Origin of the sequence: Allobosea sp. FBZP-16, from assembly GCF_002831785.1 — a bacterium.
GTDB lineage: Bacteria > Pseudomonadota > Alphaproteobacteria > Rhizobiales > Beijerinckiaceae > Allobosea > Allobosea lupini.
Map to the genome: position 1 here is coordinate 161,594 of NZ_LNCQ01000022.1, position 13,344 is coordinate 174,937.

Sequence of the window (13,344 nt, forward strand, 5' to 3'; positions counted from 1 at the left end):
CTGAGGGCCGTGCGGGCGGCCAAGAAATCGCTGGATTCGACCCGCTCTTGACCCCATATGACAGCGGCGTAACGTCACGGCATTGTCATGTCGCTCCGGCGCGGGCTTTTTGCCTGGCCGCATCGAGGTTCTGGATGGCCCATTCCGCTTCCGGTCAGCGCCTGCGCGCCACTCGCCTCGGGCGCTCGTCCGTGGCAGCGCGGCTGGAGCATGAGGTGCGGCTGACGGCGGCGGATTTCGCCGACAGCGTCGCAGAGGCCAGGCTTCGGGTCGCCGCGGCGCGCTACAAGGTCGAGGACGAGGTCCGCAATACCGCCGGCAAGCTGAAATCGCAGGTGCGCAAGGCGGCCGACGAGGCCAAGGCCCGGTTCAGCGACGATGCCCGCTTCCTCAAGTCCTGGATCGATTCGCCTGGAAGGACCGGCGCGGTCGCGCCGTCGAGCCCTTTCCTGGCCCGGCGCATGGCTTCCTATGTCGATCCGCAGGCGCAAGGGCCGGTGGTCGAGATCGGCCCCGGCACCGGCCCGGTCACCGAAGCGCTGATCGAACGCGGCATCGATGAAGCCAGGCTGATCCTGGTCGAGTACAGCCCGGAATTCTGCGACTTGCTGCGTCGTCGCTTCCCGCGGGCAACCGTCATCGAGGGCGATGCCTATGCGCTCTCGACCACGCTCGCCGGGCATCTGACCGACAGGGCGAGCGCGGTGGTGTCCTCGCTGCCGCTGTTCAACAAGCCGCCGGCCGAGCGGACCGAACTGGTGCAGGACGCCTTTGCCAATGTGCTCAACCCCGGCGCTCCCTTCATCCAGTTCACCTATGCGGTGATCTCGCCGGTGCCGCGCAAGGGCTCCGGCCTCAAGGCCCAGGTCTCCGACTGGGTGCTGCGCAACATCCCGCCGGCGCGCGTCTGGGTCTATCGCCGCGCCAAGCCGTGACGGCGTGGGCTTGACGTCAGCCCTGCCTCACTCCGACATCACGAACTGAGAACGCCGGACCCAGCAGTCCGGTTATCAAGTCGGAGTGACCATGCCAAAAATCCTCGTCTTCGCCGGCTCCTGGCGCCCGGGTTCGATGAATACCCGGCTCGCAACCCTGATCGCGAGGAATCTGCAGGATGCCGGAGCCGAGGTGACGCAGATCTCGCTCGGCGACTACCCGCTGCCGCTCATCGACGCCCGTGCCTATGACAACGATCCGCCTGCCGAGGCGAAGGCGCTGGCGGCGCTGGTCGATGGTCATGACGGGCTCTTCATCGCCAGCCCCGAGTACAATTCCGGCTATCCGCCGGCACTGAAGAACGCGCTCGACTGGATCAGCATTGTCCGCTCCGGCGGCCCCGGGCTGCGCGGAAAGACCGTCGCGATCGGTGGCGCCTCTGCCGGCAATCTCGGCACCTATCGCTGCCTGACCCAGCTGCGCACCGTCCTCGAGCTCGGCTTCGGCGCGCTGCTCGTGCCGGACATGCTCGCGGTCAACGGCGCCGACAAGGCCTATGGCGAGGATGGCGACTTCACCGACAAGCGCCTGAAGGGCATGCGCGACAAGATGGTGGCCCGGCTGGTGAAGGTCGCGGCGCTGCATCCTTAGGGCGCGGTTACTCCATCCCGCACAGCCCGCTCGCCGGCGACAGGCGCCAGAGCCCGTCATCGGGCCTGGCGGGAATCCGCGCGGCGCCGTCGGCGATCTCCTCGGCATCGTAGGGGTTGGGATTGGCGATGATGCCGGCATTGCGGATGTCGAGCGTGCCGTTCGGGCCGCGCTGGATCCGCCAGTTGCCGGCCTCCCATTCCGGCACGCAGCGCAGCGCCTGCCCGGCCGGCTTGCAGATGCCGCCGAGCTGGTAGTCGAAGCGCTGATCGGCCTTCACGCGCTGGCGCAGGTTGAGATAGAGCGCGACGTAGAAGCCGCCCTGGCCGGCTTCGGCCCAGTTCTGCGGCAGATGGACGAGGCGGATCCGCGTGACCTTCTGCTGCGGGTGGCTGGCGAGATGGGCGGCATCATAGGTCCGCTCCCAGCAGGCGGCCTTCGCCGGCGGCAGCTCGCGCTCCAGCGGCCGGGCTTGCGCAAAGGCGGCAAGGCAGCAAATGGCGACAATCAGGGGCAAGCGCATCATGGCTCTCCTTGCCGGATCGCCGCAGCGTGAGGCGCGGGCCGCGGCCGATCCGCCCGGCTTGTGCGAACCGGGGATGGAATCGCGCAATGGCTGGCCATTGTGCTCCGAATCCGGCACATCCTCCACATGTCATCGCCCCGCGAATCAGAAGCCCGCGCGATCCTGAAGTCGGCCTTCGGCTATGACGATTTCCGCCCCGGGCAATGGGAGGTGATCGAGGCCGCGCTCGCCGGCCGCGACGTCTTCGCGGTGATGCCGACCGGCTCGGGCAAGTCGATGTGCTACCAGCTGCCAGCGCTGGTCACCGGCGGTTTGACGCTGGTGGTTTCGCCGCTGATCGCGCTGATGCGCGACCAAGTCGGCCAATTGGTGCGGGCAGGCGTCGCCGCCGCCTCGCTCAACTCGATGAACAGCGAGGCCGAGGCGGCCCAGGCCTGGGACAAGCTCAATTCCGGCGAGCTGCGGCTCCTCTTCGTCTCGCCCGAGCGTCTGGCCGGCGAGGGCCTCGTCGCCCGCCTGCGCCGCCTTGGCGTGACACGGCTGGCCATCGACGAGGCGCATTGCGTCTCGCAATGGGGCCACGACTTCCGGCCGGAATATCGTCTGCTCTCGAAGGTGCGCGAGGCGCTCGGCGACGTTCCGGTGACGGCGCTCACGGCGACCGCCGACCGCCAGACGCGCGATGACATCGCCCAGCAGCTCTTCCCGGCGCCGCCGCACCTCGTCGTCCATTCCTTCGACCGGCCGAACCTGAAGCTCGCCTTCGCGCCGAAGGATCAGCCGCGCCGGCAGATCGACGACTTCCTGAAGGTCCATCGCGGCGGCTCCGGCATCGTCTACTGCTCCTCGCGCGGCCGTACCGAGCGGCTGGCGCAGGGTCTCAGCGAAAAGGGCTGGAAGGCCTATCCCTACCATGCCGGGCTGGAGCAGGCGGAGCGCAACCGCAACCAGGACATCTTCCTGCAGGAGGACGGCGTCGTCGTCTGCGCCACCATCGCCTTCGGCATGGGCATCAACAAGCCGGATGTGCGCTTCGTCGTCCATGCCGACATGCCGGGCTCGATCGAGAGCTACTACCAGGAGATCGGCCGCGCCGGCCGCGACGGGCTGCCGGCTGATACGCTGACCCTCTACGGCGTCGACGACATGGCGCTGCGTCGCCGCCAGATCGACGAGAAGCAGATCGACGAGGAGCGCCGCCGCATCGAGCACAAGCGCCTCAACGCGATGATCGACTTGTGCGAATCGGCGCTGTGCCGGCGCTCGGCGCTCCTGTCCTATTTCGGCGAGGAGGTCGCTCCCTGCCGGCACGGTGAGGCGCAGTTCCGCTGCGATCTCTGCGGGCCGACCGCGCCCGAGCTCGCCGACGCGACGCTCGATGCGCGAAAATTGCTCTCGGCGGTGATCCGCTCCGGCCAGCGCTACGGCGCCGGCCATCTCGCCGACATCCTGACCGGGACCCAGACGGAGGCGATCCGGCGCCAGAACCATGACGGCCTTAAGACCTTCGGCGTCGGCAACGACAAGCCCAAGGGAGCCTGGATGGCGATGGCCCGCAAGCTCTTCGCCGCCGGCGCACTCGCCGAGGCCAGCACCGAGCATGGCGGCTTCTGCCTGACCGGGAAGGGCGAGGATATCCTGTTCGGGCGCGAGCCGATCGCGCTGCGGGTCGACCCGCTCGCGGAACGGCGCTCGCGCCGCGGCCAGCGCGAGGCAGCGCGCGCCGACGGGCTCGATGGCGACACCGCCGCCCTGTTCGAGCATCTGCGCCAGCTCAGGCTGAGCATCGCGCGCGAGGAAGGCGTCGCCGCCTACATCATCTTCACCGACCGGACGCTGATCGCCATGGCGCGGGAGCGTCCGCTCGGCCTCGACCAGATGCGCGCGATCGAAGGGGTCGGCGAACGCAAGCTCACCCAATACGGCGAGGTTTTCCTGGATGCGATCGCGACCTTCACTGGCTAAATCAGCGACTCTCGCGTACGTACGCGCACGCACGTGAAAAAGCCATCCTGAAGCACTATATTCTCCTGACGAATCAAGATCATCGCGGGCGCCTGCTGGCCCGCCGAAGGACCCCATCATGAGCGATTCTGCCCGCGACCTCGAGGATGCCGCCTATGGCGCCGATTCCATCAAGGTTCTCAAGGGCCTGGATGCGGTGCGCAAACGCCCCGGCATGTATATCGGCGATACCGATGACGGCTCGGGCCTGCACCATATGGTCTACGAAGTCGTCGACAACGCCATCGACGAGGCGCTCGCCGGCCATGCCGACCTCGTCACGGTGACGCTGAACGCCGACGGCTCGGTCACCGTCACCGACAATGGCCGCGGCATCCCGACCGATATCCACAGCGAGGAAGGCATCTCGGCGGCAGAGGTCATCATGACCCAGCTCCATGCCGGCGGTAAGTTCGACCAGAACTCCTACAAGGTCTCGGGCGGTCTGCACGGCGTCGGCGTCTCGGTCGTCAACGCGCTCTCGATCTCGCTGAAGCTCCGGATCTGGCGCGGCGGCAACGAGCATTTCATGGAGTTCCGCCATGGCGATGCGGTTGCCCCGCTCGCCGTCGTCGGCCCGGCCGGGGACAAGCGCGGCACGGAGGTGACGTTCACGCCCTCCCAAGAAACCTTCACGATGATCGAGTTCGACTACAAGACGCTCGAGCACCGGCTGCGTGAGCTCGCATTCCTGAACTCGGGCGTGCGCATCGTGCTGACCGATGCCCGCCATGCCGAGGTCGTGCGCGAGGAATTGATGTACGAAGGCGGCGTCGAAGCCTTCGTGCGCTATCTCGATCGCGCCAAGACGCCGATCATCTCCAAGCCGGTGATGCTCTCGAACGAGAAGGACGGCATCACCGTCGACGTCGCCCTGTGGTGGAACGACAGCTACCACGAGAACGTGCTCTGCTTCACCAACAACATCCCGCAGCGCGATGGCGGCACCCATCTTGCCGGCTTCCGAGCCGCGCTGACGCGGCAGGTCACCGGCTATGCCGAGACGTCCGGCATTTCGAAGAAGGAAAAGGTCTCGCTGACCGGCGACGATTGCCGCGAGGGCCTGACCGCGATCGTCTCGGTCAAGGTGCCGGATCCGAAGTTCTCCTCGCAGACCAAGGACAAGCTGGTTTCCTCGGAGGTCCGCCCGGTCGTCGAGAACGTCGTCAACCAGGCGCTCTCGACCTGGCTCGAAGAGCATCCGAACGAGGCCAAGACCATCGTCGGCAAGGTGGCCGAGGCCGCCGCCGCCCGCGAGGCCGCCCGCAAGGCGCGCGACCTTACCCGCCGCAAGGGCGCGCTCGACATCGCCTCGCTTCCAGGCAAGCTGGCTGATTGCCAGGAGAGGGATCCGGCGAAGTCCGAGATCTTCATCGTCGAGGGTGATTCGGCCGGTGGGTCGGCCAAGCAGGGCCGGGCCCGCGAGTACCAGGCCGTCCTGCCGCTCCGCGGCAAGATCTTGAACGTCGAGCGCGCGCGCTTCGACAAGATGCTGTCCTCCGACCAGGTCGGCACCCTGATCACGGCGCTCGGCACCGGTATCGGGCGCGACGAGAAGGACTCGAGCGCCTTCAACATCGAGAAGCTGCGCTACCACAAGATCATCATCATGACCGACGCCGATGTCGACGGCGCCCATATCCGTACCCTGCTGCTGACCTTCTTCTATCGGCAGATGCCGGAGCTGATCGACCGCGGCCACCTCTTCATCGCCCAGCCGCCGCTCTACAAGGCGGCGCGCGGCAAGTCGCAGACCTATCTCAAGGACGAGCGCGCGCTCGAGGACTACCTGGTCGATTCAGCGCTCGACGGCGCCGTCTTCCGCACCGGCGACGGAGCTGAGCGCGGCGGCACCGACCTGCGCGCTCTGATCGAGGAAGCCCGCAACGTCCGCCACACGCTGTCTCAGCTGCATTCGCGCTATGACCGGCGCGTCGTCGAGCAGACCGCGATCGCTGGCGCTCTGCGCCCGCAGGGCGAGCGCAGCGAGGCCGAGCTCGCCGAGGCGGCGGCCTATGTCGCGCGCAGGCTCGATGCGATCTCGGACGAGATCGAGCGCGGCTGGGAGGGCAGGGCCGCCGATGGCGGCTTCACCTTCTCGCGGCTGGTGCGCGGCGTGAAGCAGGTCGTCTCGCTCGATGCCGGACTTCTCGCCAGCGCCGAAGCGCGCAAGCTCGACGCCGCAGCCGTCTCCTTGCAGGAGGCCTATGCCAAGCCTGGCGTGCTCAGCCGCAAAGGCGACGACCATGTCGTCAACGGCCCGAGCGACCTGTTCGACGCGATCAACGCCATCGGCAAGAAGGGCGTTTCGCTGCAGCGCTACAAGGGCCTCGGCGAGATGAACCCCGACCAGCTCTGGGAGACGACGCTCGACCGCGACGTGCGTTCGCTGCTGCGCGTCAAGAACGACCAGAACGACGAGGCCGACGACCTCTTCGTCAAGCTGATGGGCGACGTGGTCGAACCGCGCCGCGAATTCATCCAGACCAATGCGCTGAACGCGACGGTCGATACCTGAGCGGTGTGGTGATCTGGCTCAAATGACTAAATTGTCACTAGAGCCTAGATCAGTTCAGCGGCACGGCTGGCGAAGGCGGCTGCCAAACGCCCCGTTCCAGCGGCGTCGGCTGCATTGGCCGTTCCGGTCCTGGCGCGTGCGGCAATGCCCTCGAAGATCATCGACCAGCGGAACAGCGCGAAGACCATGTGAAAGGTGTCGAGCCTGACGCCATGGCGCGCTTCGCCGTCATAGGCCGCCAGATAGCTCTCCAGCGAAGGGATCGCTAGCGTCGGAAGATCGAGCCCTCGAATACCGCCATATTCGTCGGGAGCGGAAACCCAGGCCATCGCGCTGTGAGCCAGATCCGCCAGCGGGTGGCCGAGGGTGGAGAGCTCCCAGTCCAGCAGGGCCACGATACGCGGCTCGGTCGGATGGAACATCAGGTTCCCGATGCGGTAGTCCCCGTGGACGATCGAGGTGGCATCGTCCGAGGGGATATGCTGTGGCAGCCAGGCGATGAGACGGTCGACGTCAGCATCGTCCCGTGTGCGGATGTCCGCCCATTGCCGGCTCCAGCGGCTCACCTGTCTGATGAAGTAGTTGCCGGGGCGGCCATAGTCACCGAGGCCCACGCCAGCAAAATCGACATTGTGCAGGGCGGCGAGCGTGCGTGCCATCGCGGCGTACATGGCGCCCCGCTCCCGCGGCGACACACCAGGCAGGGTGCAATCGTGGAAGACGCGGCCGTCCAGGCGCTCCATGAGGTAGAACGGTGTGCCGACCACGGTTCGGTCGTCGCAATAGAGCAATGCCGAGGGCACGGGCACGCTGCTGTCCTTCAGCGCGCTGATGATGCGGTGCTCCCGGTCCACGGCATGGGCCGAGGGCAAGAGCTCGCCCGCGGGCTGCTTGCGCAGGACCAGCCGGCGATTGTCGTAGGTCAGGAAGAAAGTGGGGTTCGACTGACCGCCGGAGATCGGCTCCAGCCGCATCGGTCCTTCGAGCTCCGGCAGCGCGCGGCGCATGAAGGCATCGAGCCTGTCCAGATCGAAGCTCATGGCGCCGCCACCGGCCAGCGCCAGAAGTCGGCCTTCTCCTGCGACAGGAAGCGGTTCAGCACCATCTGGTGGACCTCGTCCGCCCCGTCCACCAGGCGTGCCTGGCGTGCGTAGCGATAGATCCACTCCAGCACGGTATCGCGGGAATAACCGCGTGCACCGTTGATCTGAATAGCCATGTCGGCGGCCTGATGCAGCGTGTTGGCCGCCTGGATCTTTGCCATGGAGATTTCCTTGCGGGCGAGATTGCCGCGGTCCAGCTCCCAGGCCGCCTTCATCGTCAGGAGCCTGCCGATCTCGATGCTCATGGCGGCCTGGCCGAGCTTCATCTGCACGCTTTCCCGCTCCGCCAAGGCTACTCCAAAGCTGTGCCGTTCGACGGCATAGGCGCGGGCGATCTCGACGCATCTCCTGGCGAGGCCGAGCCAGCGCATGCAATGGGTGAGCCGCGCCGGGCCCAGACGAATTTGCGTGACCTTGAGCCCATCGCCTTCGCCCATCAGCACATCTTCGGGGGAGATCGCCAGGCCGTCGAACTCCAGCTCGCAATGCCCGCCATGTTCTTCCGGCCCCATGATCGCAATGCGCCGAAGGATGCGCCAGCCCGGTTGATCCCGGTGGAAAAGGAAGGCGGTCAAACCCTTGCGGGGATCGTCCGAGGTGCGGGCCATCACGATGAAATGGGCGGCCTCCGCGGCACCCGTGATGAACCACTTGCGGCCGTAGATCCGATAGGATCCGTCCGCCTGTCGTTCGGCCCGTGTCAGCATCATCGATGGATCCGAGCCGCTGCCGGGATGGGGTTCGGTCATGGCGAACGCCGAGCGCACCTCGCCACGCGCGATCGGCGCGAGCCAGCGGGCCTTCTGCGCGGGGGTCGCGACCTTCTCCAGCACCATCATGTTGCCGTCGTCGGGAGCGGCGGAGTTGAAGATCGCCGGCCCGAAGATGGACCGGTTCATCTCTTCGTAGCAGGCCGCCATGCCGACGCGGCCGAGGCCGAGGCCACCGTGCTCGGGCGCCAGTTGAATACACCACAGCCCTGCCGCGCGCGCCCTCGCGCGCATCGCATCGAGCAGATCGAGGCGGATGTTCTCGTGATCGTCATAGGATGCCGGATCAGCCTCCAGCGGGACGATCTCCCGCGCCACGAAATCCTCGATGCGGCTGCGGATGTCTTCGGTTGCGGCAGGCAAGCTGAAATCCATGGCGAAGCCCTCAGAGGGAGGAAACGAGGTGCCCGCCGTCGACCGGCATCGAGGCGCCGGTCACATGGGCGGAGGCGTCGGAGCAGAGGAAGAGAAGCGGCCCGTCGAGGTCCGAGAGCTGTCCCAACCGGCGTGTCGGAATGCGGCGGATCAGGGCCTTGCCGGCCTCGCTCGCAAAGAATTCGCGGTTGAGATCCGTCTCGGCATAGCCGGGGCACAGCGCGTTGGCCCGGATGCCGTGACGCGCCCATTCGAGCGCCATAGACCTGGTGAGCTGCAGAAGTCCCGCCTTGGAGGCGCTGTAGGCTGCGACCTGTCCGGCGACACGGACACCGAGGATGGAAGCGACATTGACGATGTTGCCTCCCTTCCCGTCCGCGGCCATCACACGGGCCGCGGCCTGGCCGACGATGAAGGCTCCTTTGAGATTGGTGTCCATGATGCGGGTCCAGGAGGCTTCGTCCTGATCGAGTAGCGGCGTCGTGGTGGTGACGCCCGCATTGTTCACCAGCATCTCGAGGCGCCCCGACGCGGCTAGCACTGCGGCCATGGCGGCATCCGCCGAAGCACGCTCCGTCACGTCGAGACTGATCGCCAGCGCCTCGCCTCCGGCCGCGCGGATACGGTCACAGCGGGCTTGGCAATCAGCGCTTCGGCGAGCCGCCATGGCTACCCGAGCACCTGAGGCCGCGAGAATCTCGGAGAAATGCGCGCCGAGACCTCGGGAGGCTCCAGTTATCAGAACCGTACGGCCCTCGAACGACGCGTGGAAGCTCATCGAGGTCTCTCCGCGATCTTGCTTCGTTGGGTTCATAGAGCGAGCGCTCGCTTTATAGACATCGGTGCCGGCATGTTGCAATAGGGGCCGTGCAAAGGGCTCTTTGAGAAGGAGCGGAGCGTGAGACCATCTCCGCCAGTCGCGGTTATGCCTCCTATTCGCCTGGACTTGTCGATGGAGGCGCTGGCAGAGCGGACCTTGGCGCGCCATCTGGACACCGTGCGCGTGAAGAAGCCGCAGGTCGCGACGAAACGCCTGGCGCGAATCCTGGACAGCACGCTCACCCTCGCCAACCAGGTCGGCTTTCACTCGATGAGTCTGCGCGACCTGTCCGAGCATGCCGGGCTGAGCATGGGAGCGCTCTATGCCTACTTCGACTCCAAGGAGACCCTGCTGCTGATGATCCTCGGCACCGTGTCCGAGGTCGTCGAGGAAACGCTCGGCGATGCGCCCAAGGAGCTCCCGCCTATCGAGCGACTTCGCTGGCTTCTTGCCTCCCATGTCGCTCTGACCGAGGCGCTGTTGCCATGGTTCATCTTCGCGTACATGCAAGCGAAGAGTTTTCCGCCGCGGGCGCGCGCCATGGCCGTCGCGGCTGAGCGCATGACGGAGAGCCTCCTCGCCGAGATCCTGGCGGAGGGGAAAACCCTCGGGACGTTCGAGATCGACGATGTCGAGATGTGCGCGGCCTTGATCAAGCCGATGCTCCAGGACTGGTACGTCAAGCGTTCCAAGTATCGACGCCGCCACATTACCGCGGAAGCCTTCGCACATTCGCTCAGCGCATTCGTGGAGCACGCGATCCAGCTTCGGCACGCCGGTGCCCTTGCCGGATAGGAGGATCATTGGGCGCAGCACAGGCAGTGGCCGGGCGCGATTCCGGACACCTTGATCCCAAGGCACCGCGTATCCTCGTGCGGCGCCTGCAGACGAGGATTGCGCCTCGTTCCCGGGGGGCGTCGGGAACAACCGACGTAGGAATGCTATGATCCCTGTGCGCGCCGCTAGGCTGTCCCCACATGCGAGAACGCCCGCAGGAGGAGCCTGCGGGCGGGGAAAGCGCCTGGGTTTCTGCCTTATTTCCCAAGGGGAGCCAAGGAAGACTCCCGCGCCCTTCGCCCTGGGGGACAGGGAGGCGAAGGGCGCGGCGACCGCTCAGAAACGGTCGTAACGGTCGTGATAGCGGCGGCCATGGGCCGGGGCCCAGGGCGGCGGACCGCCGCGGCGGTGGCCGTAGCCGTAGCCGCGGTCATAGCCGCGATGGTGGCGGCCATAGCGCTGCTGGCGTTCCATATTGCGCTGGATCTCCCACATCCGGTGCTCGCGGTTGTGCCGGACATAGGTCGCCTCGACCTTGTCGAGCGCCGCAGCGCCGCTGAAGGTTTCGCTGGCGGCGGCCGGGGTCACGGCGGCGCCGAGTGCAATCGCCGCGGCGATGAGAAGGTGTCGCATGGGGCATCTCCTTTGGTTGCCGCGATAAAAGCGGGTCTGTCCAGAACTCCGCGTGAACGGAATAGTTCGCTGGCGTTCATCTTCGCCCGGTTTCCGCCGCGGGCCTGCGAGGCTATGATGCCGGGATGCCCCTGCCGCCCGACTTCGTCCACGCCTCGCGCGACCTCGAACGCTTCCTGCTCGATGCCCGCGAGACGCTGGGCCACGCGACCACCCATCAGACCTGGTACTCGGTGCTCGGCGTCTTCGTCACCTTCCGGGCGCGCCTGTCGGTACCGCAGGCGGTCGCTTTCGCGCAGGCGCTGCCGCCGCTCCTCGGCGCGATGTTCCTCTACGAGTGGGACCCGGCGCAGGAGCCGCTGGCCTTCGCACCGCGGGCGGAACTGGCGCGCGAGGCGATGAGATTTCGCATCGAACACAGCTTTCTGCCGGAGAGCGCGATCGAGGATGTCGCCGCCGCGCTCTGGCGGCATGTCGATCGGCGCGCCTTTGCGCGCATACTCGACACCTTGCCGCCGGAAGCGCGGGCGTTCTGGGCTTTGCCTGCTGAAACCTGAAGGTCAGGCGTTCGGCCCGCCCTCGATCTCGCTCGCCCAGGCGAGCGCTGCATCGAACTCGCCCGGTTTGAAGCTCCTGACCTCGACGAAGGGCACGAGCGGGCTGGCGATCGCGACCAGCGTCTCGATCCAGCCCTTGTCGGTGACCACGGCCTCGCGCGGAAAGCGCCTGAGCTGCGTCAGCTTGCCGAAGCCGTAGCGCGCATCCTTGAGGCCGGCGCGAAAGGTCATGTCCTCGAAGCCGGTGAGATCGGCGAGGATGCCTAATTTTTCGTGGCGTTCGAGCTTGCTCTCGATTTCGGCGATCAGCCTGTCGAAATCCGGCTCCGACAGCGTCCCCGTGATGCGAAAGGCCGCGACATGGTCGGCGGCGGGAAGGATGTCGAGCATGGGCGCCTCCTGGTCTGCACCGGAAACAACGCAGGCCTGCGGGCGAACCATCGCCGGGCCGCGGCGTTGGCAATGCGAGGGGGCTCGACGCACGCAAAGGAGACGATGATGGCCAATGCAGGCGGGAAGCTCGGTCCGAGCATCAAGGGCAAGGGCGATGGCACCGGGGCGACGAGCACGCGGCCGGTCTCGCTTCAGGACCACAAGGTGCTCTCCAATCGCGACAAGACGCAGCTCAACCGCGGCCGCGGCCTCGACGGCAAATGGATCGAGAACGAGCAGGTCTACGAGACGCAAGCGAACAAGCGCTCTCAGGATGGGTAAGCCCTATTTCAGCGCGATGATCAGCATCAGGAAGACGAGGATGATCAGGACCTGCTTCAGGCTCCAGTTGATCCGCCGCAGCTGCTCGGAGACCGGGTCTTCCGGCTCCTCCGCTTCCTGATCGGGCTGCCCGGACGCAACAAAGGCCGGGTCGCCAGCCGGGTCCAGCGGGCGCCAGCCGATGCTGTGCACCCGGCCATGAGCCTGCGCCGGCCGGCCATCGGCCTCCGGTGGGAGATAGAAGACCGGCGGTTCTTCGTCCGCATTGCCCTCGCGCAGCCAGAGATTGGTCGTCGCGGCGAAGGAGAGATGACCGGCGCGTCCGTCAATGAGATCCTGCCGCAGCGCTGCGAACAAGGGTTGCGGGAGGAAGAGTTCGGCGGCGAGCCGGTCGTCGAGATCGCCCTGTGCCCCAGCTGGCAGGCTCAGCCGCAGCAGCGGCGCGCTCTGCCCGGGGAAGGAGCGGATCGTCAGAGACAGGTCCTGCGCCGGTTCGGGCTGGTCGATCCGGGCGATCCGCGCGCGATCCGGCCGGGCATGGCCCTCGATTCGGGCGGCATCATGCAGCACGCCATCGCGCCAGTCGTGCCCGGAGACCGCCACGAGCCCGTCGGCCGTGAAGGCGAGCGGCCTGCCGACGTCCTGAACGAAGGTGCTGCCCGCCACCGTCATCCGGCCGTCCGCGCTGCTGGCGCTGTCCGTCCTGTCGTTCATCCCATCCCCACGTTCAGTCGGAGCGGACGATAGCAGGTCGGGCCCGCGACGCCAGAATGGCATGTTGTTCTACGTCGAGGGAGGAATGGGCTGCGCCGGAAAAGAAAATTTCCTTCTCTTGCCGTTCGACGAAAGGCTCTTCCTGATCGGTGCGTACCTTTAAAAGAACGTTTGGATTGACATGCAGAACGGCATTTCCTAGATTGCGGATGTCGTCGGGTCACCGATGGCCGCGGAGATTTGAGC

At 66.6% G+C, this 13,344-nt stretch carries 14 protein-coding genes; 7 read left to right on the top strand and 7 right to left on the bottom strand.

The window, feature by feature from the left end; translation table 11 throughout:
• The first annotated feature begins 134 nt into the window (after positions 1 to 134).
• On the top strand, positions 135 to 935 hold the full coding sequence (locus tag CXY91_RS07030) for a class I SAM-dependent methyltransferase (RefSeq protein WP_100959958.1): 801 nt from the start codon (positions 135 to 137) through the stop codon (positions 933 to 935).
• 91 nt (positions 936 to 1,026) lie between these two features.
• Positions 1,027 to 1,587, top strand: a complete 561-nt coding sequence (locus tag CXY91_RS07035; RefSeq protein ID WP_091835096.1) for an NADPH-dependent FMN reductase — start codon at positions 1,027 to 1,029, stop codon at positions 1,585 to 1,587.
• Between the two features lie 7 nt (positions 1,588 to 1,594).
• Here the strand turns inward: CXY91_RS07035 and CXY91_RS07040 are convergent, their stop codons facing one another.
• Positions 1,595 to 2,113, bottom strand: a complete 519-nt coding sequence (locus CXY91_RS07040) for a hypothetical protein (RefSeq protein WP_158673298.1) — start codon at positions 2,111 to 2,113, stop codon at positions 1,595 to 1,597.
• 126 nt (positions 2,114 to 2,239) lie between these two features.
• On the opposite strand from CXY91_RS07040, the gene recQ reads away from it, so the two are divergent.
• The gene (gene recQ, locus CXY91_RS07045) at positions 2,240 to 4,078 is read left to right on the top strand and encodes a DNA helicase RecQ (protein ID WP_091835090.1); all 1,839 of its coding nucleotides are present in this window, start codon (positions 2,240 to 2,242) and stop codon (positions 4,076 to 4,078) included.
• A 118-nt stretch (positions 4,079 to 4,196) separates the two neighbouring features.
• Positions 4,197 to 6,635 (top strand): DNA topoisomerase (ATP-hydrolyzing) subunit B, encoded by a 2,439-nt coding sequence (gene gyrB / locus CXY91_RS07050; protein ID WP_100959962.1) that lies wholly within the window; start codon positions 4,197 to 4,199, stop codon positions 6,633 to 6,635.
• Positions 6,636 to 6,679: 44 nt separating this feature from the next.
• On the opposite strand, the gene CXY91_RS07055 is transcribed toward gyrB, so the two are convergent.
• Genes CXY91_RS07055 through CXY91_RS07065 form a run of 3 tightly spaced genes read right to left on the bottom strand, consistent with a single transcriptional unit; the run spans position 6,680 to position 9,871 of the window.
• On the bottom strand, positions 6,680 to 7,675 hold the full coding sequence (locus CXY91_RS07055; protein ID WP_100959964.1) for a phosphotransferase family protein: 996 nt from the start codon (positions 7,673 to 7,675) through the stop codon (positions 6,680 to 6,682).
• A complete protein-coding gene (locus tag CXY91_RS07060; RefSeq protein ID WP_100959966.1) occupies positions 7,672 to 8,883 on the bottom strand; it encodes an acyl-CoA dehydrogenase family protein in 1,212 nt (403 codons plus the stop codon). The genes CXY91_RS07055 and CXY91_RS07060 overlap by 4 nt, the downstream gene beginning before the upstream one ends.
• Before the next feature lie 10 nt (positions 8,884 to 8,893).
• Entirely contained in the window at positions 8,894 to 9,871 is a 978-nt protein-coding gene (locus CXY91_RS07065) for an SDR family NAD(P)-dependent oxidoreductase (RefSeq protein WP_349236580.1), read from the bottom strand.
• On the opposite strand from CXY91_RS07065, the gene CXY91_RS07070 reads away from it, so the two are divergent.
• Entirely contained in the window at positions 9,836 to 10,498 is a 663-nt protein-coding gene (locus CXY91_RS07070) for a TetR/AcrR family transcriptional regulator (RefSeq protein ID WP_248307385.1), read from the top strand. The two genes, CXY91_RS07065 and CXY91_RS07070, sit on opposite strands and share 36 nt — an antisense overlap.
• A 318-nt stretch (positions 10,499 to 10,816) precedes the next feature.
• On the opposite strand, the gene CXY91_RS07075 is transcribed toward CXY91_RS07070, so the two are convergent.
• Positions 10,817 to 11,113, bottom strand: a complete 297-nt coding sequence (locus CXY91_RS07075; protein WP_100959972.1) for a hypothetical protein — start codon at positions 11,111 to 11,113, stop codon at positions 10,817 to 10,819.
• 125 nt (positions 11,114 to 11,238) lie between these two features.
• Between CXY91_RS07075 and CXY91_RS07080 the strand changes: the two genes are divergently transcribed.
• Entirely contained in the window at positions 11,239 to 11,670 is a 432-nt protein-coding gene (locus tag CXY91_RS07080; RefSeq protein WP_100959974.1) for a DUF2267 domain-containing protein, read from the top strand.
• Positions 11,671 to 11,673: 3 nt separating this feature from the next.
• On the opposite strand, the gene CXY91_RS07085 is transcribed toward CXY91_RS07080, so the two are convergent.
• A complete protein-coding gene (locus CXY91_RS07085) occupies positions 11,674 to 12,060 on the bottom strand; it encodes a SpoIIAA family protein (protein ID WP_091835068.1) in 387 nt (128 codons plus the stop codon).
• Between the two features lie 108 nt (positions 12,061 to 12,168).
• Here CXY91_RS07085 and CXY91_RS07090 point away from each other — a divergent pair, with 108 nt between their 5' ends.
• A complete protein-coding gene (locus CXY91_RS07090; protein ID WP_091835064.1) occupies positions 12,169 to 12,384 on the top strand; it encodes a hypothetical protein in 216 nt (71 codons plus the stop codon).
• 3 nt (positions 12,385 to 12,387) lie between these two features.
• Here CXY91_RS07090 and CXY91_RS07095 read toward each other — a convergent pair whose 3' ends face one another.
• Positions 12,388 to 13,098 carry a hypothetical protein gene (locus CXY91_RS07095; protein WP_100959976.1) on the bottom strand — a complete coding sequence of 237 codons (711 nt, stop codon included), beginning with the start codon at positions 13,096 to 13,098 and terminating at the stop codon, positions 12,388 to 12,390.
• Between the last annotated feature and the right edge of the window lie 246 nt (positions 13,099 to 13,344).

Coding starts and splice junctions, on each gene's coding strand:
- CXY91_RS07030 (WP_100959958.1), top strand. CDS start 135: ATGGCCCATTCCGCTTCCGGTCAGCGCCTGCGCGCCACTCGCCTCGGG.
- CXY91_RS07035 (WP_091835096.1), top strand. CDS start 1,027: ATGCCAAAAATCCTCGTCTTCGCCGGCTCCTGGCGCCCGGGTTCGATG.
- CXY91_RS07040 (WP_158673298.1), bottom strand. CDS start 2,113: ATGATGCGCTTGCCCCTGATTGTCGCCATTTGCTGCCTTGCCGCCTTT.
- recQ (WP_091835090.1), top strand. CDS start 2,240: ATGTCATCGCCCCGCGAATCAGAAGCCCGCGCGATCCTGAAGTCGGCC.
- gyrB (WP_100959962.1), top strand. CDS start 4,197: ATGAGCGATTCTGCCCGCGACCTCGAGGATGCCGCCTATGGCGCCGAT.
- CXY91_RS07055 (WP_100959964.1), bottom strand. CDS start 7,675: ATGAGCTTCGATCTGGACAGGCTCGATGCCTTCATGCGCCGCGCGCTG.
- CXY91_RS07060 (WP_100959966.1), bottom strand. CDS start 8,883: ATGGATTTCAGCTTGCCTGCCGCAACCGAAGACATCCGCAGCCGCATC.
- CXY91_RS07070 (WP_248307385.1), top strand. CDS start 9,836: ATGGAGGCGCTGGCAGAGCGGACCTTGGCGCGCCATCTGGACACCGTG.
- CXY91_RS07065 (WP_349236580.1), bottom strand. CDS start 9,871: ATGGCGCGCCAAGGTCCGCTCTGCCAGCGCCTCCATCGACAAGTCCAG.
- CXY91_RS07075 (WP_100959972.1), bottom strand. CDS start 11,113: ATGCGACACCTTCTCATCGCCGCGGCGATTGCACTCGGCGCCGCCGTG.
- CXY91_RS07080 (WP_100959974.1), top strand. CDS start 11,239: ATGCCCCTGCCGCCCGACTTCGTCCACGCCTCGCGCGACCTCGAACGC.
- CXY91_RS07085 (WP_091835068.1), bottom strand. CDS start 12,060: ATGCTCGACATCCTTCCCGCCGCCGACCATGTCGCGGCCTTTCGCATC.
- CXY91_RS07090 (WP_091835064.1), top strand. CDS start 12,169: ATGGCCAATGCAGGCGGGAAGCTCGGTCCGAGCATCAAGGGCAAGGGC.
- CXY91_RS07095 (WP_100959976.1), bottom strand. CDS start 13,098: ATGAACGACAGGACGGACAGCGCCAGCAGCGCGGACGGCCGGATGACG.